Source organism: Xylophilus sp. GOD-11R (assembly GCF_033546935.1).
In the GTDB taxonomy this organism is placed as follows: Bacteria; Pseudomonadota; Gammaproteobacteria; order Burkholderiales; family Burkholderiaceae_C; genus Xylophilus.
The window spans coordinates 2,304,421-2,326,594 of sequence record NZ_CP137854.1 but is presented as its reverse complement, the minus strand read 5'-3'; the positions used below and the strand labels follow the sequence as shown (position 1 = coordinate 2,326,594).

Genomic DNA, 22,174 nt, shown 5'->3' with positions numbered 1-22,174 from the left:
CGTCGAAGTAACAGCCGCCTCGTTTTTATCGCATACAGTTACACTTGGACGCGCGCTCGTTGCCGGCGCATCCGGTATCGGCAATACCCGTCACACCAAGGACTTCCGTGTTCTTTGCCCACAACGAGGCCGGCCTGATGCCTACCCAATACGACCCCATGGGTCTGCTGGCGTCGGTCGTCATCGCCACGTTGGCGTCCTATGTAGCGCTGGACCTTGCACGCCGCGTGCACGCCACCCGCGGCCGGGCCAGCGTGCTGTGGTGGACCTTCGGCGCCGGCGTCATGGGCACCGGCATCTGGGCGATGCACTTCCTGGGCATGCAGGCCTTCGTGCTGCCGATCCAGCTCGGCTACAACTACAAGTTCACCCTGCTCTCCTGGGTCGCCGGCGTGGTCGCCTCGGCCGTGGCGCTGGGTGTCGCCGGCCGCATGACCTACCGGCCGCGCAACCTCATACGCGGCTCGATCGCGATGGCCATCGGCATTTCGAGCATGCATTACATCGGCATGGCGGCGCTGGACATGACGCCGTCGATCCAGTGGGATTTCCCGCTGGTGGGCCTGTCGGTGCTGATCGCCGTCATCGCATCGGCCGCCGCGCTGTTTCTGTTCCATCGCTTGCTCAAGGTCGCGACCAATCGCCGCGTACCGGCGCAGTTCGGCGCGGCGGTGGTGCTGTCGGCCGGCATCTGCGGGCTGCACTACGTCGGCATGGCCGGCGCGCAGTTCCCCATGGACTCGTTCTGCCTGAGCGCCGACCGACTCGGCGGTGCCGCGCTCACCGTCGTGGTGCTGCTGGTGTCGGTCACGCTGCTGGTCAGCACCCTGCTGCTGTCGATGCTCGATGCCCGGCTGCAGAGCACGGCCGAACGGCTGACCGCCTCGCTGGTCAAGGCCAATACCCAGCTCAAGAGCGCCAACGCCGAACTGCAGGAGCGTGCCTTCACCGATCCGCTCACCGGCCTGCCGAACCGCCTGCTCTTCGAAGACCGGCTCAACCAGGCACTGTCCCGCGCCGACCGGCTCAACCGCGACAAGGAGCGCGTGGAGGCGCGGCTGGCGGTGCTGTTCATCGACCTCGACGGCTTCAAGCCGATCAACGATTCCTTCGGTCACGCGACCGGCGACCTGATCCTGACCGAAGTAGCCAGCCGCCTGCGCAACCAGGCGCGCGAGAACGACACCGTCGCCCGCGTGGGTGGCGACGAGTTCCTGATGCTGCTCGAAGACGTGCCCAGCGCCGCCGGTTGCGCGCTGGTGGCCCGCAAGATCATCGGCGTGCTGGCCGGCGCCTTCTCGGTCGCGGACCGCAACATTAAGATCTCCTGCTCGGTCGGCATCGTGCTCTATCCGGAAACCGGCCAGCGCGAAAAGCTCATCGCCAATGCCGACGCGGCCATGTACGCCGCCAAGCGGGCCGGCGGCAGCAACTACGCGATGTTCGAGCCCTCCATGGGGGCCGACGCCAACACCCAGCTCGAACTGCTGAGCGACCTGCGCACCGCGCTGGAGCTCGGCCAGTTCAGCCTGCACTACCAGCCCAAGGTCAGCGGCGCCAGCAACCGCATCCACGGCGTGGAAGCCCTGCTGCGCTGGACGCATCCGGTACGCGGCAACGTGCCGCCGGACGAATTCATCGGCATGGCCGAGCGCTTCGGCCTCATCGGGCAGATCGGCAACTGGGTGATCGAGGAAGCCTGCCGCCAGATGTCCGAATGGCGCGAGCAAGGCCTGCGCATGCGGGTGGCGGTGAACCTGTCGGTGCACCAGCTGCGCGAGAACAACCTGGCCGAACGGGTGCAGGCCGCCCTGGAGCGCTATCACATCGACTCCTCGCAGCTGCTGTGCGAGATCACCGAATCGGTGGCGATGGAAGACATGCACATCACCCGGCGCGCCTTCGAGGCGCTGGCACAGATCGGCGTGTATTTGGCCATCGACGACTTCGGCACCGGTTACTCGAGCCTGAGCTACCTGCGCCAGCTGCCGGCGCAGCAACTGAAGATCGACCGCAGTTTCGTGAAGGACCTCGAAAGCAGTTCGGATGCGCGTGCCGTGGTCGAGGCCGTGATCCAGCTCGCCCATGCCCTCAGCCTGCTGGTGGTGGCCGAAGGTGTGGAGACCGAGGGGCAGCGCGACATCCTCCTGGGCATGCAGTGCGACGAGCTGCAGGGCTACTACTTCGCACGCCCCATGACCCCAGGCACCCTGCTCGAATGGTCACGCGGGCAGAAGCCCGAACACGCCGCGGACTTCGCGCACTCCACCACCGCGTGAGCCGCTGACCCCGGCCTGGCTCGCTCGCGCACGCGCCAAGGCTTTGCGAGCGGCCCAGAAAAAAGGGATCTCCTACAAGGTGCCATGCCTCCTGCCGACAATCCACCCCGGCGCCTGCATGGATTCTGGACGCCTCAATCAGGAGGGCATCGCCTTGAACACCATCATCTACGTCGTCGGTCTCGTTGTCGTCATCGCCGCGGTCCTTTCCTTCTTCGGACTGCGCTGACTGACCCCGCAACTGCTTTCAGCTCCCTGCAACGGGCGGATGGTTCTCGAACCTCCGCCCGTTGCGCTTTTTACGCCGCCACGGAGCCGGTGAGCCAGAGTCAGCCGCCGCGCTAGCGGAGCATCATCTCCAGACACGCGTCCAGGTCGGCCGTGGGCATGTCGGCGAACCCCGAATTGGAGAACCGCAGCATGCGGCCCACGGAGAAGGCACAGAGCGCGGCAGCCAGGCCCGCCGGGTTGCGCTTGGGCACGCTCTCACCGCGCAGCAATGCGCCGAGCAGCGTGGATTCGAAGCGCACGAAAACCATGGTCATGCGATTGCGCAGCTGGGAGTCTTCCACCGCGAGTGCGTCGCCCGCCATGAGGCGCGATGCGCCGGGGTAGGCCTCGGCGAACTTCAAGGGCAGCGCCACCAGCATGGCGACATGGCTGCGGGTGTCGAGCCGGTACCGAACCGCATGCCGGTCGATCTGCTCGATCTGCGCGAAGAGCGCGTCTTCGACAGCGTCGATGAGGCTTTCGAGCATGGCGCCCTTGCTGGCGAAGTTGCGATAGAGTGCCGCTTCGCTGAGCTCCATGAACTGCGCCAGCGCGGCGGTGGTGATGCGCTCGTTGCGCTTGTCCGCCAGCATCGACACGTAGCACGCCAGGATGCGCCGACGCCGCTCGCCGAGCTTCTTGCGCCCCGGCCCCGCCAGAAAAAAATCGCCATTCGGTGCCGGCGCCGCCAATGGCGTTTGCGTCGGCGCCGTGGGCACGCCGACGGGAGCAGCGACTACCGATGGCGCGTCCGCTCGTCGGCCCTGGAACTCGGCTTTGAGATCGCGCAGCAGCGCACGGGTGACTTCGGCGCGGGCGGCTTCCTGACGCGACGCGTCGGCAATGCAGTCGTCCAGCAGCTTGGCGGTTCCGCCGCGCGAGCGCAGAAAACCGTCGTTGACTCTGTCCATGAAGCGCCCCTTGATCGCGGAGCGAACCGCCAGTGGGTGGAAGACCGCTGCGAGCGTTTTCTACGCAGCGTCATGAAATCTAGCGCATCCTTTGCAGGCTGCGCATGACTTCGTACCTGTTTTCAGCGACAAAAATGCATCGCCGCAAGTCCACCGACCCCCCGAATCGTGCTTCAGCGGATCAGCGGCGCGCCCGTCTTTTCCTGCAGCGCCTCGAAACTCACGTCCGGCGCGAGCTCGACCACCTTCAGTCCGTCCGGCGTGACGTCGATCACGGCCAAGTCGGTGATGATGCGGTCGACCACGCCCACGCCGGTCAGCGGCAGCGAGCATTCGGGAAGGATCTTCAGGTCGGTGCTGCCGTCCTTCTTGCGCGCCACATGCTCCATGAGCACGATGACCCGCTTCACGCCGGCCACCAGATCCATCGCGCCGCCCATGCCCTTGACCATCTTGCCGGGGATCATCCAGTTGGCCAGGTCGCCCTTGGCGCTGACCTGCATGGCGCCCAGGATCGACAGGTTGATCTTGCCGCCACGGATCATGGCGAAGCTTTCGTGGCTGCCGAAGATGGAAGAGCCTTTGATCGTCGTCACCGTCTGCTTGCCCGCGTTGATCAGGTCGGCGTCGACCGTCTCCTCGGTCGGGAACGGGCCGATGCCCAGCATGCCGTTCTCGGACTGCAGCCAGACTTCCTTGTCGTCCGGCACGAAGTTGGCCACCAGCGTCGGGATGCCGATGCCGAGGTTCACGTAGAAGCCGTCTTCGAGTTCGTTCGCCGCACGTGCGGCCATTTGGTCCTGGGTCCAGGGCATCTCAGGCTCCTTTGCGGTCGGTAAGTTGAGCGGCCGGAATGTCGACCTTGGGCACGGCGGCGGCCTCGCCCGCCGGTGCGGCGGCGTGCGCGATGGCGGCTTCGGCCTCGGCCTTGGCGGCGGCCGCGTCCACCGGTGCGGCGGCGCTCAGCGTGCGTTTCTCGATGCGCTTTTCCGGCGTCGGATTGACCACGATGCGGTGCACGTAGATGCCCGGCAGGTGCACGTCGTCGGGCGCGATCTCGCCGGTCTCGACGATGCGCTCCACCTCCACGATGCAGACCTTGCCCGCCATGGCGGCGGCCGGGTTGAAGTTGCGGGCCGTCAGACGAAACCGCAGGTTGCCGGACTTGTCGGCCACGTCGGCCTTGACCAGCGCCACATCGGGCACCAGCGACTCTTCCATCACATAGGTTTCGCCGCCGAACTCGCGCGTTTCCTTGCCTTCGGCGACCTGGGTGCCGACGCCGGTCTTGGTGAAGAAGGCCGGAATGCCCGCGCCGCCGGCACGCAGCTTCTCGGCCAGCGTGCCCTGCGGTGTGAACTCCAACTCCAGCTCACCGGCCAGGTACTGGCGCTCGAACTCCTTGTTCTCACCCACGTAGCTGGAAATCATCTTCTTGATCTGCCGTGTCTCCAGCAGCTTGCCCAGCCCGAACCCGTCGACGCCAGCGTTGTTGGACACCACCGAGAGGTTCTGCACGCCCGAGTCGCGCAGCGCGTCGATCAACGCTTCCGGAATGCCGCAGAGGCCGAAGCCGCCGACGGCCAGCAACTGGCCGTCCTGGACGACGCCCTTGAGCGCCGCCTCTGCCGAGGGATAGAGCTTGTTCACGAAATCTCCTTGCGACTGGTTTTGCGAGGTACCGATGATGGGCCGGAGCCGGGGTCGAACAACGATACTACGTAGCGATGTACGTAGTGTTTCCTAATGGAAGTCCCTGATCCCCTGCCCCTGGCGTCGCCGGTCGACTACCGCCAGGCCTTCGAGCTCGCGCCGGTCGGCCTGGTGATCTCGCGCAACCGCACCATGGTGGATTGCAACCGGCAGCTGTGCGAGATGTTCGGTGCCGACCGCGAGCAATTGGTGGGCCAGTCCTTCCAGCTGCTCTACCCGAGCGTGGACGAATACGAGCGCATCGGCGCACGCATGCTGCCGATCCTCAATGCCTCGGGCCGCTATTCGGACAACCGGCTGATGCGCCGCGTCGGCGGCCGGCTGCGCGGCGACACCTTCTGGTGCCACGTCACCGGTCGCGCCCTCAACCGCGACGCGCCGCACCAGGCCGGCATCTGGACCTTCGAAGACCTGGGCGCGCAGCGGCCGTCACAGGCCGAGCTCACCGCCCGCGAGCGCGAGGTGGCCGCGCAGCTGCTGCACGGGCTCACCTCCAAGGAGATCGGACGGGCGCTGGGCATCAGCCACCGCACGGTCGAGATCTACCGGGCGCGGCTGATGCGCAAGTTCCAGGCGATCAGCACCGCCGACCTGGTGCAGCGCCTGATGGGTGCCTAGCGAAGACTCGGGCTCAGTGCTGGCCGCGCAAGGTCAGGCGGGCGGTGACGAAGGACAGCACCGCGCAGCAGGCGATGGCCACCAGCATCGGCTCGGCCGTGCCGTTGGCGAAGATGCCGGAGATCGCGATCACCGCCGCACCGGTCACGAACTGCAGCGTGCCCATCAATGCCGACGCGGTGCCGGCGATGGCGCCGTGCGCCTCCAGCGACAGCACCGCCGTGGTCGGCACGATGAGGCCCAGGAAACCGAAGCCGATGAACAGCAGCACCACCATCACCGGCAGCGAGTCGATGCCGGCGATCGAGGTCGCCGCCAGCAGCACCATGGTGACCGCATAGCCCACCACCGCGCCGGACACCAGGCGTTTGAGGCCGAAGCGCTGGCTGAGCTTTCCGGTCAGCTGCGACACCCCGATGAACGAGGCCGCATTCACCGAAAAGGCGATGCTGTACTGCCGGGGCGACAGGCCGTAATGCCCGATCAGCACGAAGGACGAATGCGCCAGGTAGGCGAAGAAGCTGGAGATGCCGAAGGCGCCGATGAACACCAGCCCCAGGAAGTGGCTGTCGCCCAGCAATTGGCGGTAGGCGGCCAGCGCACTGCCCACGCTGCTGTCGACCCGCTCGGATGCCGGCCGCGTCTCGGGCAGGCTGGTGGTCAGCAGCACCAGTCCGAGGATGGCCGCGCCCGTCACCACCCAGAAAACGCCGCGCCAGCCGAAGGACTCGATCACCAGGCTGCCGGCCAGCGGCGCCAGGATGGGCGACACGCTGAACACCAGCATCAGCAGGGACATCAGCCGGGCGGCGTCGGGGCCGGTGTGCAGGTCGCGCACCACCGCGCGTGGCACCACCATGCCGGCGCAAGCGCCCAGGCCCTGCACGAAGCGCAACGCGATCAGCGTGCCGATATCCGGCGCCAGCGCGCAACCCACGCTGCCCACCGCGAACAGGCTCAGCCCAAAATACAGCGGCGCCTTGCGGCCCACCATGTCGGCGACCGGCCCGTACACCAGCTGGCCCACGCCCAGCGAGATGAAGAAGGCCATCAGGCTCATCTGCACCGCCGCCGGCGAGGCGTCGAGCGAATGGCCGATGGAGGGCAGCGCAGGCAGGTACATGTCGATGGCGAAGGGCCCGATGGCCGACAGCAGGCCCAGCACCAGGGCGGCGCGGAAGAAATTGTTTTTCATGGAGGGGCGACAGGCCCGGCATGTCTCGAAGGACCGCGGGCGAGAGAGAAGGAAAACTAGCCGACGAGGATACCCAAAGCCGCCGGTGCGCGTGGCCGGCGGGTCATGCCGCGTGGATCAGTGCAGCACCGCGCCCAGGGCCAGCACCGAGGCCATGGCCAGCAGCAGCCGGCCCGGCCCCGCCGCGCGGGTTTCAACGAAACGGTGCAGCAGCGCACCCGCCAGCAGCGAAAGCAGAAACACCGCCAGCATGCCCGCCGCGTTGGCCCACGGCAGGTTCGGCCAGCGGTGGTGCACCAGCGCGCCTACGCACAGCAGCAAGGGGAAGTGGATGAGAAAAACCGAATACGAGATGCGCCCCACCCCGCCCAGATGGCGCATCGGCCCGGGCGGCATCCAGCCGTCGCCGTGCCGCGCCTGCGCCCAGAGCAGCACCAGGGCCGCGACCAGGGCGATGGCGATGCGCGCCCGGAAGTCCACCGCCAGTGCCACGCCCCCCAGCACCGCGATGCCCGCCATCCAGTGCCACGGCCTGTGTGAATGCGCGCCCCAGCAGGCCAGGATGCCCAGCCCGTAGGCACCGAAGAAATACAGCGCCGTCGGATCGAGTTCCGGATGGCGGTTGAACACTACCAGCGACACCGCCGCCGCGCCCGACACCAGGCAGAAAGCGGCCAGCGCCGGGCGGCTGGTCCAGCGCTGGGCCACGAAGAACGTCAGCACCGTCGCGGCGAAGAGCTGGAAGTCGATCGCCACATACCAGACGCCGGCCGACAAGGCTTCTTCGCCGACCAGGTCCTGCAGGAACAGGCCATGGGCGAGCAACTGCGATTCATGCGGCGCCGCCGGCACCAGCGGACCCGGCAGCCAGGGCCGGGTGAGCATCGCGGCGACCAGGCCGGTGCCGAGCGCCACGAGATAAGGCATGGCCAGTCGCAGGTAGCGCCGCCCGATGCGCGCCAGCGGCGCGTCGATGCGCGAGGCGCCCCGTGGCGCCAGCGAACGGGCATTGAGAAAACCACCCACCACCAGAAAAAGCTGCACCGCCATGCGGGCGTACTCGGCCAGGGAGTCCATGAGCCACGGCGCCAGCGGCCGCGCCACTTCGGACATCGGCCCGTAGAACGCGAGGTGGTGCCAGACGATCAGGCAGCAGGCCAGCCCCTTCATGGCGTCGATCAGGGGCAGCCGCGGAGCGGAAGTCTTCATGGGGGCACGGCGCAGGTCTGGGCCTGGTCCGGTTGTCTCGATTTTTTGTGGGGAACGCCGCGATGCCGGCGCGAAAGCGTCGGCATTGTAGGTGCGAGCGCCCCGCCTATCGCGCCGTGCAGACCTCCCGCAGCCGCTCCGGCATGGGCACCGGCTGCTCGCTGGCCCGGTCCACCCACACCCACACGGCCAGCGCCTGGGCGTGCAGCAGCGACCGGTCGGCGGCGTCGCGCAACTCGAACTGCAGGTGCAGGCTCGAATGGCCGAGCTTGGAGCAGGCGATGCTCACTACCACCTGCGCCGGATAGCGCACCGGCTTCCGGTAGACCGCCGCGGTGCTCGCTAGCACCGGCATGCGGTCGGGCGCCAGCCGGGCGAGGTCCAGCGCGGCGGCCCACCGCATGCGCGCTTCCTCGGCCAGCTTGAGCAGCAGCACGTTGTTGACGCGGCCGTCGGCGTCCAGATCGCTCCAGCGCACCGGCAGCAGCACCTCGAAGACCGGCGCCGGGCAGGCTACGCCGTCGTCGGACAGGCTCAGCATGGCCTCAGATGACGCCGTCGGCGTAGAAGCCCGCGATCTCTGCCTCGGAATAACCGGCTTCGGTCAGGATCTCGTCGTTGTGCTCGCCGCGCAGCGGCGTCACCGCGCGCATCTGCGAAGGCGTGCGGCTCAGCTGAAAGGGCTGGCCCACCACCCGGATCGGCCCGAGCGTCTGGTGCTGCAGCGTCTGGGCTACCTGCAGATGCTGCACCTGCGGATCGTCGAAGACTTCGTTCATGCGGTTGATCGGGCCGGCGGCCACGCTGCCGCGCTCGAACACCTCCAGCCAGTGTGCCGAGCCATGCTCCCGCGTGCGGCGCGACAGCTCTTCGTTGAGCGCGACACGGTGCATAGAGCGGCCCTCCTCGGTGGAGAACTCCGGCACCTCCATCAGCTCTTCGCAGCCCATGGCCTTGACCAGCCGGGCGAACATGGCCTGCTCGCCGGCGGCGATGTTGATCCAGCCGTCGGACGTGGGATAGACGCCGGTCGGAATCGAGGTCGGATGGTCGTTGCCGGCCTGCACCGGGATCTCGCCGTTCATCAGCCAGCGCGCGGCCTGGAAGTCGAGCATGGAGATCATGGCCTGCAGCAGCGACACCTGCACCCACTGGCCCTGGCCCGAGGTGGCGCGCTCGAGCAGCGCGGTCATCACCGCCAGCGCGCAGAACAGGCCGGCGGCCACGTCGGCCACCGCGATGCCGGCGCGCGTCGGACCGTTGTCCGGATGGCCGTTGACCGACATCATCCCGCCCATGCCCTGCACGATGTGGTCGAAGCCCGGGCGCTTGGCGTAGGGGCCGTCCTGGCCGAAGCCGGAAATGCTGGCGAAAACGATGCGCGGGTTGATCGCACGCAGCGATTCGTAGTCGATGCCCAGACGGAACTTCACGTCCGGCCGGAAGTTCTCGGCCACCACGTCGGCCTGCTCCACCAGGCGCCGGAAGATCGCCAGGCCGCGCGGGTCCTTGAGGTTGATGGTGAGCGAGCGTTTGTTGCGATGCAGGTTCTGGAAGTCCGGGCCGTCGCGCAGGCCGCCCCAGCCGTCGCTCACTTCCATGTATTGCGGGCTCTCGATCTTGATGACGTCGGCGCCCCAGTCGGCGAATTGGCGGATGGCCGTGGGGCCGGCACGCACCCGGGTCAGGTCGAGCACCCGGATGCCCTGGAGCGGCCCCTGGCGTTGGGCCGTCGCAGCGGCGGCTTGCCCGCAAGTGGCGGCGGTGGCGGTGCGTTCTGCTTCGATGGTCGACATGTCAGCGTCCTCGGAAGTTGGGGTTGCGCTTGGCGGCGAAGGCTTCGCGGCCTTCCAGATAGTCCTGACTGCGGTAGCAGGCGTCGATCAGGTCCTGCGCGGCCTGCATGTCGATCTGGCCGGCGGGCTTTTCCTGCTCCAGGAAGCCGCGCTTGAGGGCCCGCAGCGTCAGCGGCGCGTTGCCCGCGATGACGGCCGCGTAGTCGCGCACGGCGGCTTCGAGTTCGGCCGCCGGCACCACGCGGTGGACCAGCCCGGTGCGCAGCGCTTCTGCCGCGTCCCAGCGGCGGCCGCTGAAGAACAGGTCGCGCGCCTGCGCCGGGCTCAGCAGCCGCGACAGCCGCACCTGGCCCTCCCAGCTGAAGCCCAGGCCGAGCCGCACCGCCGGAATCGCAAACTGCGCTCGGTCGTCGCAAAAGCGGATGTCGCAGCTCGCGGCGAAGTCCAGGCCGCCGCCGATGCAGTAGCCGTGGATCATCGCGATGGTCGGCTTGCTGCAGGCGTAGACCGCGTTGTAGGAGTCCTCGTTCATGTCGTGGTACGCCCGGTTCTGCTCGGGGTTGGTGCGCACCTCGCCGAAGCCGGAGATGTTGGAGCCGGCCGCGAAGGCGCGCTCGCCCATGCCGGTGACGATCACCACGCGGATCTCCGGATCGGCGTCGAAATCGGCCATCACCGCCGGCACCGCACGCGCCATTTCCACCGAAATGGCGTTGTGCTTGGCCGGGTTGTTGAAGGTCATCCAGCCGATGCCGCCTTCTTTGCGCGCCAGCAGGAACTCGGTGTTCGAAGTCATGGGAAAAAAGCCTCGTCTTTGGAAAAAAAGGCGGCGTCCTCCCGGAGCGCCGCCCGGCAGTGCCGCTGGTCAGTCGTCGGCGGTCAGGCGCGCTTCCTGGATGAGCGCGGTGAACTTCTTCTTCTCGGAAGCAATGAAGGCGGTGTCGGCCTCGAGCGAGCCGCCGATCGGGTTGACGCCCAGTTCCTTCCACTTGGCCGCGAGTTCGGGCGAATGCACGATCGCGTCGATGTCGGCGTTGAGCTTCTTCGCGATGGCAGGCGGCGTGCCGACCGGCACCGCCACGGTGAACCAGGCGGTGAACTGGTACTCGGGCACGCCGGATTCGGCCACCGTCGGAATGCTCGGCATCACGTCCGAACGCGTCTTGCTGGTGATGGCCAGGGCGCGCACGCGGCCGCTCTGCACCATCGGCAGCACCGCTGGCAGGTTCTCCACCATCAGCTGGATCTGGCCGCCCATCAGGTCGTTCATGGCCGCCGAGCTGCCCCGGTAGGGCACGTGCTTCATGTTGATGCCCGCAACCTGCTTGAGCAGTTCGGCCGACAGGTGGGTCGACGAGCCGTTGCCCGCCGAGCCGAAGAACAGCTCGCCCGGCTTGGCCTTGGCCAGCGCCAGGAACTCCCTCATGTTGTTCGCCGGCACCGACGGGTTGACCACCAGCAGATTGGGGAACTCGCCGATGATCGACACCACCTGCAGCGCCTTCGAGGGGTCGTAGTTCAGCTTGGGATACATGCTGTAGGCCGCGTGCACACCAGTGGTGCCAAGCACGATGGTGTAGCCGTCCGGCGCCGACTTGGCGACCGTCTCGGCGCCGACATGGCCGCTGGCGCCCGGCCGGTTGTCCACCAGCACCGGCTGGCCGTACTTGATCGACAACTGCTGGCCGACGATGCGGCCCAGGATGTCGGCCGCGCCGCCCGCCGTGAAAGGCACCACGAAGCGGATCGGCTTCGAAGGCCAGGTCTCAGCATGCGAGACGGTGGCGAGGGTGGACAGACCGAGGCTGGCGAGCAGGGACGCCAGCAGCATAAATCGTGGGTTCATAAGGCATTCCTAAGTGCGGGGAAGATGGTTGGCAGGCGTTCACACGCATTGCTTGTCTCTCTCCGTATGGGCTTCGGATGCTTTTGTCTGCGCCTTTTCGGCGTCTCTTTGGATGGAATCAGTGAGGTCCACGATCAGGCTGCCCGAGGCGTCCACGCAGGTTCTGGACCCGGCGGGCAGCACGAGCGTGGAGGAGGCCTCCTGCACGATGGCGGGGCCGGCGATCTCGAAGCCGACCGGCAGCACTTCGCGCAAGAACACCGGCACTTCCTCGTAGCGGCCGTGGGCGCCCACCCAGATGCGGCGGCGCATGGACGGCACGGTGGCGCCGGCCTGCGGGGCGGCGGCGCCCGCGTCCAGCGTGGAAGCGGCGGCTTCGGCCGACACCGCGACGCGGATGTTCACGATCTCCACCTCGCCCCTGGGCGGCGCCTGGGTGAAGGTCTTGAGGTAGAGGCTGTTGAAGGCTTCGATCACCGCGCGGGCCGTGGCCTCGCCGTAAGGGCCGGCCGGCAATTCGGTCACCACTTCGAAGCCCTGGCCGACGAAGCGCAGGTCGGCCGAACGCACGATGCGCGGGGCGGCCGCCCGGCCGGGCAAGGTGGCGTCGACGACGGCCAGCGCATCGGCCTCGAGCACGCCGAACGCGCGATCGAGCTCGGCCCAGTCGATGCGCGACAGGCGCCGCGCCACGGTGGCCATGCGGTCGACACGGGCCGGCGCCATCAGCAGGCCCAGGGCCGACGCCACGCCCGCGCCGGGCGGGCAGACCACCCGCCGCGTGCCCAGGCTGCGCGCCACCTCGCAGCCGTGCAGCGGGCCGCCGCCGCCGGTCAGCAGCATCGAGAAGCGACCGGCGTTGTGGCCGCGCTCGGCCACGTGTACCCGGGCCGCGCCCGACATGTTCTCGTTGACGATCGAGTGGATGCCCCAGGCGAATTCGGGCACCGACACGCCGGCCTGCGCGGCCAGCGGCGCCATGGCGGCCTCGGCCTTGGCCACGTCGAGCGTGATGGTGCCGCCGGCGAAGCCCGCCGGGTCGAGGAAACCGAGGATCAGGTTGGCGTCGGTCACGGTCGGCTGCGTGCCGCCGCGGCCGTAGCAGACCGGGCCGGGGTCCGAGGCCGCGCTCTCCGGGCCGACCTTGAGCAGCCCCATCGCGTCGAGCTGCGCCAGGCTGCCGCCACCCGCGCCGATCTCGATGAGTTCGATGGTCGAGATGCTGATCGGCAGGCCGCTGCCTTCGGTCAGGCGCTTCTCGCGGCTGGCTTCGAACTGGTGGGCGATGAGCGGCTCGCCACCGTCGACGATCGCGAGCTTGGCGGTGGTGCCGCCCATGTCGAAAGCCAGCACGTCCTCGATGCCCGAGCGTTCACCGAAGAAGGCGCCGGCCAGCGCGCCGGCGGCCGGGCCGGATTCGAGCAGCTGGATCGGCACCCGCTTGGCTTCTTCCACATGGGTCAGTCCGCCGTTGGACAGCATCATGAACAGCGGCGCGGTGATGCCCAGGCCCTTGATCTGCGCGGTCATCAGGTCCAGGTAGCCGTCGGCCAGCGGCTTCACATAGGCATTGGCCACGGTGGTCACGCTGCGTTCGTATTCGCGAATCTGCGGCGAGACCTCGGAGGAGATCGACACGAAGAGCTCCGGATGGCGCGCGGCGATCAGCTCGCGTGCCCGGCGTTCGTGCGCCGGATTGGCATAAGCGTGCAGGAACACGATGGCGATCGACTGCAGGCCGGCGGCGGCGAGTTCGTCGGCGCAGGCCAACAGGCCGGCTTCGTCCAGCGGGGTCAGCACGGTGCCGTCGGGGCGCATGCGTTCGGTGGCTTCCAGGCGCAGGTGGCGCGGCACCAGGGCCTTGGGCAGCTCGATGTGCAGGTCGTACAGCTCGTACTTGTGTTCGCGCGCCATCTCCAGGGTGTCGCGGAAACCGGCGGTGGTGATCAGGCCGGTGCGGGCGCCCTTGCGCTCGATGAGGGCGTTGGTGAACAGCGTGGTGGCGTGGATCACGCGGGTGACGGCGGCGTAGTCCAGGCCTTCACGTTCGAACAGCCGGGCCACGCCGGTCAGCACGCCCTGGTGCGGCGCGGCCGGGGTGGTGAGTTCCTTGTGCGAGACGGCGCGGCCGGTGTCGTTGGCATAGACGACGATGTCGGTGAAGGTGCCGCCGATGTCGATGCCGAGGGAATAGGTGGGAGTGGTCATGGTCGTGATGCGCTCGTGTTCGGGTCGCGGCGTGCCGCGGGAAAAGAGGGGCCGGTGGCTTCAGGCGCCGACGTAGGCGTCGCGCACATCGGCCGCATGGCGGGCCGCGTCGCGGCGGGCCAGCCGGCCGTAGCCGCCGCCACCGGGGGTCTTCATCTCGACCACGCTGCCGGGCTGGATCACCTGCTGCACCTTGGGGTTGAGGCAGGGTTTGCCGTCGATCAACACCTCGCCCGGCGCGCCGGAATCACCCCCCGCCAGGCCGGGTGCGGCGGCCTCGGGCCGGGTGCGCTCGGCCATGAAACTGGCCGTCATGGCGCTGGAGGCCCGGTTCTCGAACTTGATCGACTGGCCGGTGCCGCCGCGGAACTCGCCCCGGCCGCCACCGTCCTCGCGCAGCTGGCGGTGGTGCACGTGGATCGGCAGCATCTGCTCGATCATCTCGACCGGCGTCGACGAGATATTGCTCGGCCACGACAGCACGTTGATGCCGTCGCGCCGGCTCGACGCGCCGTAACCGCCGTTCATGAAGAACATGTTGGCGTAGGTGCTGCCGTCCTCGCGCTGGCCGGCCACGTTGGCGCACCACAGCGGCGAACCGACGCCGGCGATGACGCGGTCGGGCATGGCCTCGGCGAGGGCCTGCACCACCATCATCGGCAGCATGTGGCCCACCAGCGCACGCGCGCCGCCGGCCGCCGGTGGCAGCGCGTTGAGGATGCAGCCGGCGGGCGCCGTGACCTCGATCGGCGCGATCACGCCTTCGTTGCCCGCCACGTCCGGCAGCAGCACGGTGCGAACGCCGTAGCAGGTGTAGGCCTTGGTATAGGCCAGGCAGACGTTGATGGATGCCGCTACCTGCGGGTCGGTGCCGGAATAGTCCACCGCGATCGCGCCGTCCTTCACGGTCATGGTCATTTCCAGGCGGATCGGCTCACCGATGCCGTCGGTGACCGCGCTCTGCCTGTACACACCCTCGGGCACCTTGCGGATGGCGGCGCGCATCGCGGCTTCGGAGCGGGTCTGGATCTCGTGGGCCAGGCCGTCGAGCGACTCGAGGTCATGCTCTTCCAGCTGCGCCAGCACGCGGCTCTCGATGCGCTGCAGCGCGGTGAACTGGGCGTACAGGTCACCCATCACCTGGTCGGGCACCCGCACGTTCTTGCGCAGGATGCGTTCGAAGGTGGGGTCCATCACGCCCTGGCGCATCACCTTCATGATCGGAATCTGCAGGCCTTCCTCGAAGACGGTGCGGGCGTCGGCCGAACGCACCCGGCCGCCGATGTCGGGCGCATGCGCCACCGAGCCGGCCCAGCCGACGATGCGGCCGCGGTGGAAGATCGGCTTGGCCACGGTGATGTCGGGCAAATGGCCGGTGCCCTGCCAGATGTCGTTGGTGATGAGCACGTCGTCGGGGCTCAGCTGGTCTTCCGGGAACTCGGCGATGAAATGCCGGATGGTCTGCGGCACCGTGTTCAGAAAGGACGGAATGCTGTGCGTGGCCTGCGCCAGCGAATGGCCGCGGGTGTCGGTCAGCACGCAGGCGAAGTCGTTGGATTCGCGCACGTTGGTGGAGAACGAGGTGCGCACCATCGCGACGGCTGCCTCGTCGACGATGGAGATCAGTCGGGTCCAGAGCAGTTCGAGGGTGATGGCATCGAAACGGGTGGCCATGGGCGGGCTTTCTGTCGGCAGGGGTTGCGGGGTGCGGCGGTCGTCTGGACCAACGCATGGAAGAAATTCTGCGAGTTCGACGCATGTCTCGCCAATGTTTTAAACACCCCACCCTATTCCAGATCGATATACTCTTTCGCGCCCATTCCTGGTGCCGTTCACCGCTTTGGTGAGACCGCCGAAAACCCCTGCAGACATGCCCTCGCCCATCGAAAACATCCTCGCGCCCCTGGTGAACCACCGGCTGATCGAAGCGTTCCGCGCGGTCATGATCCGGGGCACCGCCACCGAGGCGGCCGTGATGCTGCACACCTCGCAGCCGGTCGTCAGCAAGCTGATCGCGCGGCTGCAGACGGTGAGCGGGCTGAAGCTCTTCGAGTTGCGCAAGGGCCGGCTCATGCCCACGCCCGAGGCGCGGCAGCTGTTCAACGTCGTCGAGCGCAGCTATATCGGCCTGGAGCAGATCGGCCAGACCATTTCCGAGCTGCGCGGCATGCACGCCAGCCGCATCGAGATCGGCTGCCTGCCCTCGATCGGGATGGGTGTCATGCCCGAGATCGCGCGCCGCTTCATGGACCGGCATCCGACGGTGCAGGTGGCCATCAAGACGGTGAGTTCCACCCTGGTCAAGGACAGCGTGGCCGCGGGCCGGCTCGACCTCGGCATCACCATGCGCCAGGTCGACACCGCCGGCACGCAGGCCGAGCCGCTGGTGGGCGTGAACGCGGTCTGCGTGATGTCGCCGGCGCACCATCTGGCCAGCAAGAAGGCGATCCACGCCAAGGACCTGCACGGCCAGGCCTTCATCTCGCCGGACCGCAACGACAACATGCGCGTGGCCATCGAGAAGGTGTTCGCCGCGCAGCGGGTCAAGCCGATCGTCGCGGCCGAAACCACCTACGCCATCACCATCTGCATGCTCGCCCTGCAGGGCGTGGGCGTGGGCATCGTCAGCCCATTCGTGGTGCCACCGTTGCTCAAGGCCGGGCTCGTGGCGCGCCCTTTCAAGCCCGACGTGCCGGTCGACCTGGTGCTGCTCACGCCACTGGGCCAGCCGATCTCACGCGCCGCTGCCGCGCTGGTCGAGGTGCTGCGAGAAGACCTCGCCGGCTTCTCCCTCCACGGTTTGCTCGGCGAAGCGCCAACGCTTTCGACCAGCGAAATCAAGGCGGCGAAGCTCGTGCGTAAAAGCTGATGCCGGCTGCCAACACCGCGGCCAAATCCGCTGCCCGAAAGTACGCAAACACAACCGAACGCCTTGTTTCATTTTGGGCGTGAAGGCATCATCAGGCATGCATTCAGAGGTCCTCCACGACACCTCGCGCGGATTCACGAAGCGTGTCGCCAGTTGGCTGGCATCGCTGGGCCTGTTGCGTTCGGTACTGCTGCTGACGGCGGTCGTCACGAGCATCTCGCTGTCCGTGCGCCTGGCCATCCACCTGGTGCTGCCAGAAGCCGGGCGCGCCACCATCATCGGGTTCGCGAGCGCCGCGGTGATTCCCATGCTGGCCACGCTCACCACCGGCACCTTCGTCATGCGCCTGGTGCTCGACCTCGAACGCATGCGCGCCGCACTGCAGGAAATCGCCAAGACGGACGGGCTGACCGGCGCGTTGAATCGGCTGGCCTTCATGAGCCGGGCCGAAAGCCTGATGGAGACCGCGGCCGACCGTGGCCACACCATGGCACTGCTGATGATCGACGTCGACCGCTTCAAGGCGATCAACGACACCTACGGCCATGCCGGCGGCGACAAGGCGATCCAGGAGGTCGCGGCCCGCTGCCAGGCCCAGCTACGCAAGCATGACCTCTTCGCGCGCTTCGGTGGTGAGGAATTCGTCGTGCTGCTGCCCGAAACCGAGGAAGCCACCGCCTACCACGTCGCCGAGCGCATTCGCGTCGCAGTGGAGAACGCGCGCATCGAAGACTCGGCCGGCACGCATTTCTCGGTGACGGTGAGCATCGGCAGTGTGCATTCCACGGAGTGCCCGGAATTGGGCGCCATGCTGCGGCGAGCCGACGAAAACCTTTATCACGCCAAGCGCCTGGGCAGAAACAGGCTTTGTATCGGCTGAGCCAGGCCGACAAGAATGTGACGACTGCGGATGGCGCGGTGATCATTTCAGCAGCCTGCCTCAGACCTCCGCCGCTTTTGCAATGTTGAAATACCGGCGAGGTCGATTATCGGGTCGCGCTGATGCGCAGCAAGCAAACGACGGGAGACCGTTTATCTTCCGCAGTTGCCTGGTCGTGCCAACCCGAGTTTCGCAACGTCGGCCTTACCTTACACCTCATCGATCTTTTCCAAATTGGCACCACCGACGAAGGCGCCTTTTCTGATGTATTGACGAATGAAGTAATTCTTTCCGGCCTCCACGAAAACCTCCAGCGCATTGGCAGAGAATTCCGACCCCGTTTCGATCTTGTGTTTCCTGTCGCCTTCCACTTCGGCGTAGAAGAACACGTCGGGTGCGCTTTCGCCGAGGCACTTACCATCGACCCAGATGTCCTTTTTAAGAGCTTTTCCGACGAAACTGTTGCGGTACACATAAAGACCGGAATTACCCTGCGAGGGAGCACCAAATCGCTGGACCTTGTCGGTTTCCTCTTTCGTTGCCATACGACGGAGGCACAGCCTGTCAGAACCAACGCCGAAAGTGCGACGACGGCAATTTTTTGTTTACCTTCATGTAATCTGCTTTGGAAATTAAGATCGATCAAAAATCAGGCGCTTCTTGTTGGATACCACGATATCAAACCAAATTTTGGTATGACGATTGATCGTACGAATAGTTTCAACGTGTAACTCTGCTTCATTAGTCAGCAGTATCGAGATCTGCGCTCTTCGACTTCAGCCAGCCACCTCACGATCGCCGACTTCACAGGCTCCGACATCAACCGCGTAAAGGAGGTCGAATGCTTTTCACTCGCCACGAGCTGTCGCGGCTGACCACGCGACTACTGGTTCTCGCTGCGGTCTTCAGCCTCGCCCACCACCTCGACCACGTGCTGCGGGTCGACCACAGCGGATGGCCGTTCAAGCCGCAGGTGACGCCGTTCACCTTCAGCCTGCTCGCCTATCCGATGATGGCGTTCGCCCTGTGGGGGCCGTGGCGCTTCTTCTGGACTCGCTGGACGTTGCTGGCGCTGGGAACCGCTTTCACGCTGTATGCGCACAGCGCGCTGGAGAGTCCCCTCATGCAATACCGCATGTGGGCCGACAACTGCAGCGCCGACCCGGCGTTTTCCGATGTGCGTAATCTGCTGGACCGGCGCTCACCCACGGCCGGCGTGCTCGCCGTGCTGGTCTCGATGAGCCTGAACCTGCTGGCCATGGCGGCGACTTGGTCGATGCTGGTGGACGGCCGGCGCAAGCGCGCCGCGCAGCCGACCTGATCCGGCCGAAACAAAAACGCCGGCACGGACCCGAAAGTCCATGCCGGCGTTTCTGCCGAAAGGCCGCTGCGGCTTACAACGCGGCGACCAGTTCCGGCACCACGGTGAACAGATCACCCTCGATGCCGTAGTCGGCCACGCCGAAGATCGGCGCTTCCGGGTCCTTGTTGATCGCCACGATCACCTTCGAATCCTTCATGCCCGCCAGGTGCTGGATGGCGCCGGAGATGCCCGCGGCGATGTAGAGCGTGGGCGCGACGATCTTGCCGGTCTGGCCGACCTGCCAGTCGTTGGGCGCGTAGCCCGCGTCGACGGCCGCGCGGCTGGCGCCCAGTGCGGCGCCGAGCTTGTCGGCCAGCGGGGTGAGCACCTCGGTGAACTTGTCGCTCGAACCCATGGCCCGGCCGCCCGACACGATGATCCTGGCTGCGGTGAGTTCCGGCCGGTCGCTCTTGGTGACCTCGCGGCCGACGAAGGCGCTCTTGCCGCTGTCGGCGACGGCATCGATCTTCTCGACCGGCGCGCTGCCGCCTTCAGCCGCCGCCGCATCGAAGCCGGTGGTGCGCACCGTGATCACCTTGGTCGCATCGGCGCTTTGCACCGTGGCGATGGCGTTGCCGGCGTAGATCGGGCGCTCGAAGGTGTCGGGCGAGTCGACCTTGGTGATGTCGCTGATCTGCGCCACGTCGAGCTTGGCGGCCACGCGCGGCGCGGCGTTCTTGCCGGCTGCGGTCGCGGGGAACAGGATGTGACTGTAGGCCGGGGCCAGGGCCAGCACCTGCGCGGCGACGTTCTCGGCCAGGCCTTCTGCCACGCTGGCGCCATCGGCCAGGATGACCTTGGCGACACCCGCCACCTTGGCGGCGGCGTCGGCCGCGCCCTGGGCATTGGCGCCGGCGACCAGCACGTGCACGTCGCCGCCGCAGGCGAGCGCGGCGGTGACGGTGTTGAGGGTGGCGGGCTTGATGCCCGCGTTGTCGTGTTCAGCAATGACGAGGACGGACATGCTCAGATCACCTTCGCTTCGTTCTTGAGTTTGGCGACCAGCGTGGCCACGTCGGGCACCTTGATGCCGGCGCCGCGCTTGGGCGGCTCGGCGACCTTGAGGGTCTTCAGGCGCGGGGCCGGGTCCACGCCCAGGTCGGCGGGGCTCACCGTCTCCAGCGTCTTCTTCTTGGCCTTCATGATGTTGGGCAGCGTCACGTAGCGCGGCTCGTTCAGGCGCAGGTCGGTGGTGACGATGGCCGGCAGCGTGAGCTTGAGGGTTTCCATGCCGCCGTCGACTTCACGGGCGACCGTGACGCTGTCGGCAGTCAGTTCGACCTTGCTGGCGAACGTGGCCTGCGGCAGGTCGCAGAGCGCGGCCAGCATCTGGCCGGTCTGGTTGCTGTCGTCGTCGATCGCCTGCTTGCCCAGGATGACGAGCGAGGGCTGTTCCTTGTCGACCAGCGCTTTGAGGATCTTGGCGACGGCCAACGGCTGCAGTTCGACGTCGGTCTGCACCAGGATGGCGCGGTCGGCGCCGATGGCCAGCGCGGTGCGCAGGGTTTCCTGGCACTGGGCGACGCCGCAGGAGACGGCGACGATCTCGGTGACCAGTCCCTTCTCCTTGAGGCGCACGGCCTCTTCGACGGCGATCTCGTCGAAGGGGTTCATGCTCATCTTCACGTTGGCGATGTCTACGCCGCTGCCGTCCGACTTGACGCGGACCTTCACGTTGTAGTCGACGACCCGTTTGACGGGGACCAGTACCTTCATTGGAATTGCCTCCATAGATTCACGATGAATTCAGCCGGACGATTTTATGCGTCAGCTTTGTTCAGCACCCGAACGACCCGTTGCGGGTAGGGCAGCTCGACCCTGGCCGAGCGCAATGCGGCGAGTGCAGCCAGATTGACGGCCGAGCGCACGCTGTCCTGGCCGGCGGCGGGATCCGCTATCCAGTAGTTGAGCGAGAACTGCAGTCCGTCGGGCGCGAACTGCAGCAGAAATGCCACCGGCTCGGGCGAGGCGAGCACCCGGTCCTGTGCCGCGGCCGCCTGGGCGAGCAGGGTGCGCACCTGTTCCACGTCGCTGTCGTAGCCCACGGTGATGTCGGTGCTCAATTTGAACTTCAGGTCGGCCTGGGAGGTTCTCGACCCGCTGGGTGATGAAGGATTCGTTGGGCACGATGGATTCGCGCCCGCTGGTCGCGCGCACCAGGGTGTAGCGGGTCTTGATGTCGGTGATGCGCCCCTCGAAGCCGTCGATGCGGATGTTGTCGCCGATGCGCAGCGAGCGCTCGAGCAGCATCACGTAGCCGCTGATGTAGTTGGACGCGAGCTTCTGCAGGCCGAAGCCCAGGCCCACGCCGATCGCACCACCGAACACCGACAGCGCGGTGAGGTCCACGCCCACGGTCGACAGCACGAACAGCAGGCCGACCAACAGGAGCACGGCACGCGCCACGTTGGCCGAAGCCTTGCGCAGCGACAGATCGGTGAAATTGCTCGCCAGGATGCGGCGCTCGAAGGCCGCGGAGATCCACAGGGCGACGACCAGCATCAGGCGGGCGGAAACCCCGCCTTTGATCAGCGTGCGCAGGTCGACCCGGGCTTTGCCGAAGTTCAGCGAAATGGATTCGAGCTGCGCCAGCAGCGGCGGCAGCAGGCCGGTGACCTACAGCGCCGCGCCCAGCCAGGCGCCCCGCCACACAAAACGCTCGATCAGCCGCGACGCTGCCGACTGCGGAAACACCGACAACAGCACCCGCGCGCAGAGCCGCACCACCACCAGCGACACCAGCACCGGCACCGCGATCTGCAACACAAAGACCGGCCGGTACAGCGCGACGCCGGTGCGTGCCGCGTAGACGAACAGCAGCGCCAGCGAGGGAAACATCAGGCCGTCGACGGTGCGCTTTCCGAACCAGACCGAAGCGTCGCCCTGCGACTGGCCACGGCCCAGCCGCTGCGCGATCAGCCACGCCAGGCCCAGGCAGGCGAGCAATGCCGCCAGCCCCAGCCAAGGGCTCGACGCATGGAAATCGGAAACGAGTTTCTGCAAGGCCGGCATGCCGA

At 67.1% G+C, this 22,174-nt stretch carries 19 protein-coding genes and 1 pseudogene; 5 read left to right on the top strand and 15 right to left on the bottom strand.

Annotated features, from left to right (window positions below):
- Nucleotides 1–137: 137 nt before the first annotated feature.
- Nucleotides 138–2,279 (top strand): putative bifunctional diguanylate cyclase/phosphodiesterase, encoded by a 2,142-nt coding sequence (locus R9X41_RS10965; RefSeq protein WP_318634900.1) that lies wholly within the window; start codon nucleotides 138–140, stop codon nucleotides 2,277–2,279.
- 341 nt (nucleotides 2,280–2,620) lie between these two features.
- On the opposite strand, the gene slmA is transcribed toward R9X41_RS10965, so the two are convergent.
- From slmA to R9X41_RS10950, 3 genes are all read right to left on the bottom strand, one after another.
- A complete protein-coding gene (slmA, locus tag R9X41_RS10960) occupies nucleotides 2,621–3,460 on the bottom strand; it encodes a nucleoid occlusion factor SlmA (protein ID WP_318634899.1) in 840 nt (279 codons plus the stop codon).
- Nucleotides 3,461–3,633: 173 nt separating this feature from the next.
- Nucleotides 3,634–4,275, bottom strand: a complete 642-nt coding sequence (locus R9X41_RS10955; RefSeq protein WP_318634898.1) for a CoA transferase subunit B — start codon at nucleotides 4,273–4,275, stop codon at nucleotides 3,634–3,636.
- 1 nt (nucleotide 4,276) lies between these two features.
- The gene (locus R9X41_RS10950; protein ID WP_318634897.1) at nucleotides 4,277–5,110 is read right to left on the bottom strand and encodes a CoA transferase subunit A; all 834 of its coding nucleotides are present in this window, start codon (nucleotides 5,108–5,110) and stop codon (nucleotides 4,277–4,279) included.
- 96 nt (nucleotides 5,111–5,206) lie between these two features.
- On the opposite strand from R9X41_RS10950, the gene R9X41_RS10945 reads away from it, so the two are divergent.
- Nucleotides 5,207–5,791, top strand: coding sequence for a LuxR C-terminal-related transcriptional regulator (locus R9X41_RS10945; protein ID WP_318634896.1), 585 nt, complete (start codon nucleotides 5,207–5,209; stop codon nucleotides 5,789–5,791).
- A gap of 13 nt (nucleotides 5,792–5,804) precedes the next feature.
- On the opposite strand, the gene R9X41_RS10940 is transcribed toward R9X41_RS10945, so the two are convergent.
- From R9X41_RS10940 to R9X41_RS10905, 8 genes are all read right to left on the bottom strand, one after another.
- On the bottom strand, nucleotides 5,805–6,986 hold the full coding sequence (locus tag R9X41_RS10940) for a multidrug effflux MFS transporter (RefSeq protein WP_318634895.1): 1,182 nt from the start codon (nucleotides 6,984–6,986) through the stop codon (nucleotides 5,805–5,807).
- Nucleotides 6,987–7,103: 117 nt separating this feature from the next.
- Nucleotides 7,104–8,195, bottom strand: coding sequence for an acyltransferase family protein (locus R9X41_RS10935; protein WP_318634894.1), 1,092 nt, complete (start codon nucleotides 8,193–8,195; stop codon nucleotides 7,104–7,106).
- A gap of 106 nt (nucleotides 8,196–8,301) precedes the next feature.
- Nucleotides 8,302–8,736 (bottom strand): acyl-CoA thioesterase, encoded by a 435-nt coding sequence (locus R9X41_RS10930; protein WP_318634893.1) that lies wholly within the window; start codon nucleotides 8,734–8,736, stop codon nucleotides 8,302–8,304.
- Nucleotides 8,737–8,740: 4 nt separating this feature from the next.
- Nucleotides 8,741–9,991, bottom strand: a complete 1,251-nt coding sequence (locus R9X41_RS10925) for a CaiB/BaiF CoA transferase family protein (RefSeq protein ID WP_318634892.1) — start codon at nucleotides 9,989–9,991, stop codon at nucleotides 8,741–8,743.
- A 1-nt stretch (nucleotide 9,992) separates the two neighbouring features.
- Nucleotides 9,993–10,787 (bottom strand): enoyl-CoA hydratase, encoded by a 795-nt coding sequence (locus R9X41_RS10920; RefSeq protein WP_318634891.1) that lies wholly within the window; start codon nucleotides 10,785–10,787, stop codon nucleotides 9,993–9,995.
- Nucleotides 10,788–10,856: 69 nt separating this feature from the next.
- The gene (locus R9X41_RS10915; protein ID WP_318634890.1) at nucleotides 10,857–11,837 is read right to left on the bottom strand and encodes a Bug family tripartite tricarboxylate transporter substrate binding protein; all 981 of its coding nucleotides are present in this window, start codon (nucleotides 11,835–11,837) and stop codon (nucleotides 10,857–10,859) included.
- Between the two features lie 39 nt (nucleotides 11,838–11,876).
- A complete protein-coding gene (locus R9X41_RS10910; RefSeq protein WP_318634889.1) occupies nucleotides 11,877–14,045 on the bottom strand; it encodes a hydantoinase/oxoprolinase family protein in 2,169 nt (722 codons plus the stop codon).
- Between the two features lie 60 nt (nucleotides 14,046–14,105).
- A complete protein-coding gene (locus R9X41_RS10905; protein WP_318634888.1) occupies nucleotides 14,106–15,719 on the bottom strand; it encodes a hydantoinase B/oxoprolinase family protein in 1,614 nt (537 codons plus the stop codon).
- A 196-nt stretch (nucleotides 15,720–15,915) separates the two neighbouring features.
- On the opposite strand from R9X41_RS10905, the gene R9X41_RS10900 reads away from it, so the two are divergent.
- Complete coding sequence (locus R9X41_RS10900; RefSeq protein WP_318634887.1) at nucleotides 15,916–16,914, top strand: LysR substrate-binding domain-containing protein; 999 nt, start codon at nucleotides 15,916–15,918, stop codon at nucleotides 16,912–16,914.
- 97 nt (nucleotides 16,915–17,011) lie between these two features.
- Nucleotides 17,012–17,794 (top strand): GGDEF domain-containing protein, encoded by a 783-nt coding sequence (locus tag R9X41_RS10895; RefSeq protein ID WP_318634886.1) that lies wholly within the window; start codon nucleotides 17,012–17,014, stop codon nucleotides 17,792–17,794.
- Between the two features lie 209 nt (nucleotides 17,795–18,003).
- On the opposite strand, the gene R9X41_RS10890 is transcribed toward R9X41_RS10895, so the two are convergent.
- Nucleotides 18,004–18,339 carry a DUF2846 domain-containing protein gene (locus R9X41_RS10890; protein WP_318634885.1) on the bottom strand — a complete coding sequence of 112 codons (336 nt, stop codon included), beginning with the start codon at nucleotides 18,337–18,339 and terminating at the stop codon, nucleotides 18,004–18,006.
- Between the two features lie 296 nt (nucleotides 18,340–18,635).
- On the opposite strand from R9X41_RS10890, the gene R9X41_RS10885 reads away from it, so the two are divergent.
- Nucleotides 18,636–19,115, top strand: coding sequence for a hypothetical protein (locus R9X41_RS10885; RefSeq protein ID WP_318634884.1), 480 nt, complete (start codon nucleotides 18,636–18,638; stop codon nucleotides 19,113–19,115).
- Nucleotides 19,116–19,188: 73 nt separating this feature from the next.
- On the opposite strand, the gene R9X41_RS10880 is transcribed toward R9X41_RS10885, so the two are convergent.
- The 3 genes and pseudogenes from R9X41_RS10880 to R9X41_RS10870 all read right to left on the bottom strand — a co-directional run bounded on the left by R9X41_RS10880 (nucleotide 19,189) and on the right by R9X41_RS10870 (nucleotide 22,169).
- Nucleotides 19,189–20,121, bottom strand: a complete 933-nt coding sequence (locus tag R9X41_RS10880) for an electron transfer flavoprotein subunit alpha/FixB family protein (RefSeq protein WP_318634883.1) — start codon at nucleotides 20,119–20,121, stop codon at nucleotides 19,189–19,191.
- Between the two features lie 2 nt (nucleotides 20,122–20,123).
- Nucleotides 20,124–20,873: an electron transfer flavoprotein subunit beta/FixA family protein gene (locus R9X41_RS10875; protein ID WP_318634882.1), complete on the bottom strand. Its 750-nt coding sequence runs from the start codon at nucleotides 20,871–20,873 to the stop codon at nucleotides 20,124–20,126.
- A 44-nt stretch (nucleotides 20,874–20,917) separates the two neighbouring features.
- Nucleotides 20,918–22,169, bottom strand: a pseudogene (locus R9X41_RS10870) (mechanosensitive ion channel family protein).
- Nucleotides 22,170–22,174: the final 5 nt, after the last annotated feature.

Coding starts and splice junctions, on each gene's coding strand:
- R9X41_RS10880 (WP_318634883.1), bottom strand. CDS start 20,121: ATGTCCGTCCTCGTCATTGCTGAACACGACAACGCGGGCATCAAGCCC.
- R9X41_RS10890 (WP_318634885.1), bottom strand. CDS start 18,339: ATGGCAACGAAAGAGGAAACCGACAAGGTCCAGCGATTTGGTGCTCCC.
- R9X41_RS10915 (WP_318634890.1), bottom strand. CDS start 11,837: ATGAACCCACGATTTATGCTGCTGGCGTCCCTGCTCGCCAGCCTCGGT.
- R9X41_RS10875 (WP_318634882.1), bottom strand. CDS start 20,873: ATGAAGGTACTGGTCCCCGTCAAACGGGTCGTCGACTACAACGTGAAG.
- R9X41_RS10955 (WP_318634898.1), bottom strand. CDS start 4,275: ATGCCCTGGACCCAGGACCAAATGGCCGCACGTGCGGCGAACGAACTC.
- R9X41_RS10930 (WP_318634893.1), bottom strand. CDS start 8,736: ATGCTGAGCCTGTCCGACGACGGCGTAGCCTGCCCGGCGCCGGTCTTC.
- slmA (WP_318634899.1), bottom strand. CDS start 3,460: ATGGACAGAGTCAACGACGGTTTTCTGCGCTCGCGCGGCGGAACCGCC.
- R9X41_RS10965 (WP_318634900.1), top strand. CDS start 138: ATGCCTACCCAATACGACCCCATGGGTCTGCTGGCGTCGGTCGTCATC.
- R9X41_RS10920 (WP_318634891.1), bottom strand. CDS start 10,787: ATGACTTCGAACACCGAGTTCCTGCTGGCGCGCAAAGAAGGCGGCATC.
- R9X41_RS10885 (WP_318634884.1), top strand. CDS start 18,636: ATGCTTTTCACTCGCCACGAGCTGTCGCGGCTGACCACGCGACTACTG.
- R9X41_RS10895 (WP_318634886.1), top strand. CDS start 17,012: ATGCATTCAGAGGTCCTCCACGACACCTCGCGCGGATTCACGAAGCGT.
- R9X41_RS10935 (WP_318634894.1), bottom strand. CDS start 8,195: ATGAAGACTTCCGCTCCGCGGCTGCCCCTGATCGACGCCATGAAGGGG.
- R9X41_RS10905 (WP_318634888.1), bottom strand. CDS start 15,719: ATGGCCACCCGTTTCGATGCCATCACCCTCGAACTGCTCTGGACCCGA.
- R9X41_RS10925 (WP_318634892.1), bottom strand. CDS start 9,991: ATGTCGACCATCGAAGCAGAACGCACCGCCACCGCCGCCACTTGCGGG.
- R9X41_RS10940 (WP_318634895.1), bottom strand. CDS start 6,986: ATGAAAAACAATTTCTTCCGCGCCGCCCTGGTGCTGGGCCTGCTGTCG.
- R9X41_RS10945 (WP_318634896.1), top strand. CDS start 5,207: ATGGAAGTCCCTGATCCCCTGCCCCTGGCGTCGCCGGTCGACTACCGC.
- R9X41_RS10910 (WP_318634889.1), bottom strand. CDS start 14,045: ATGACCACTCCCACCTATTCCCTCGGCATCGACATCGGCGGCACCTTC.
- R9X41_RS10900 (WP_318634887.1), top strand. CDS start 15,916: ATGCCCTCGCCCATCGAAAACATCCTCGCGCCCCTGGTGAACCACCGG.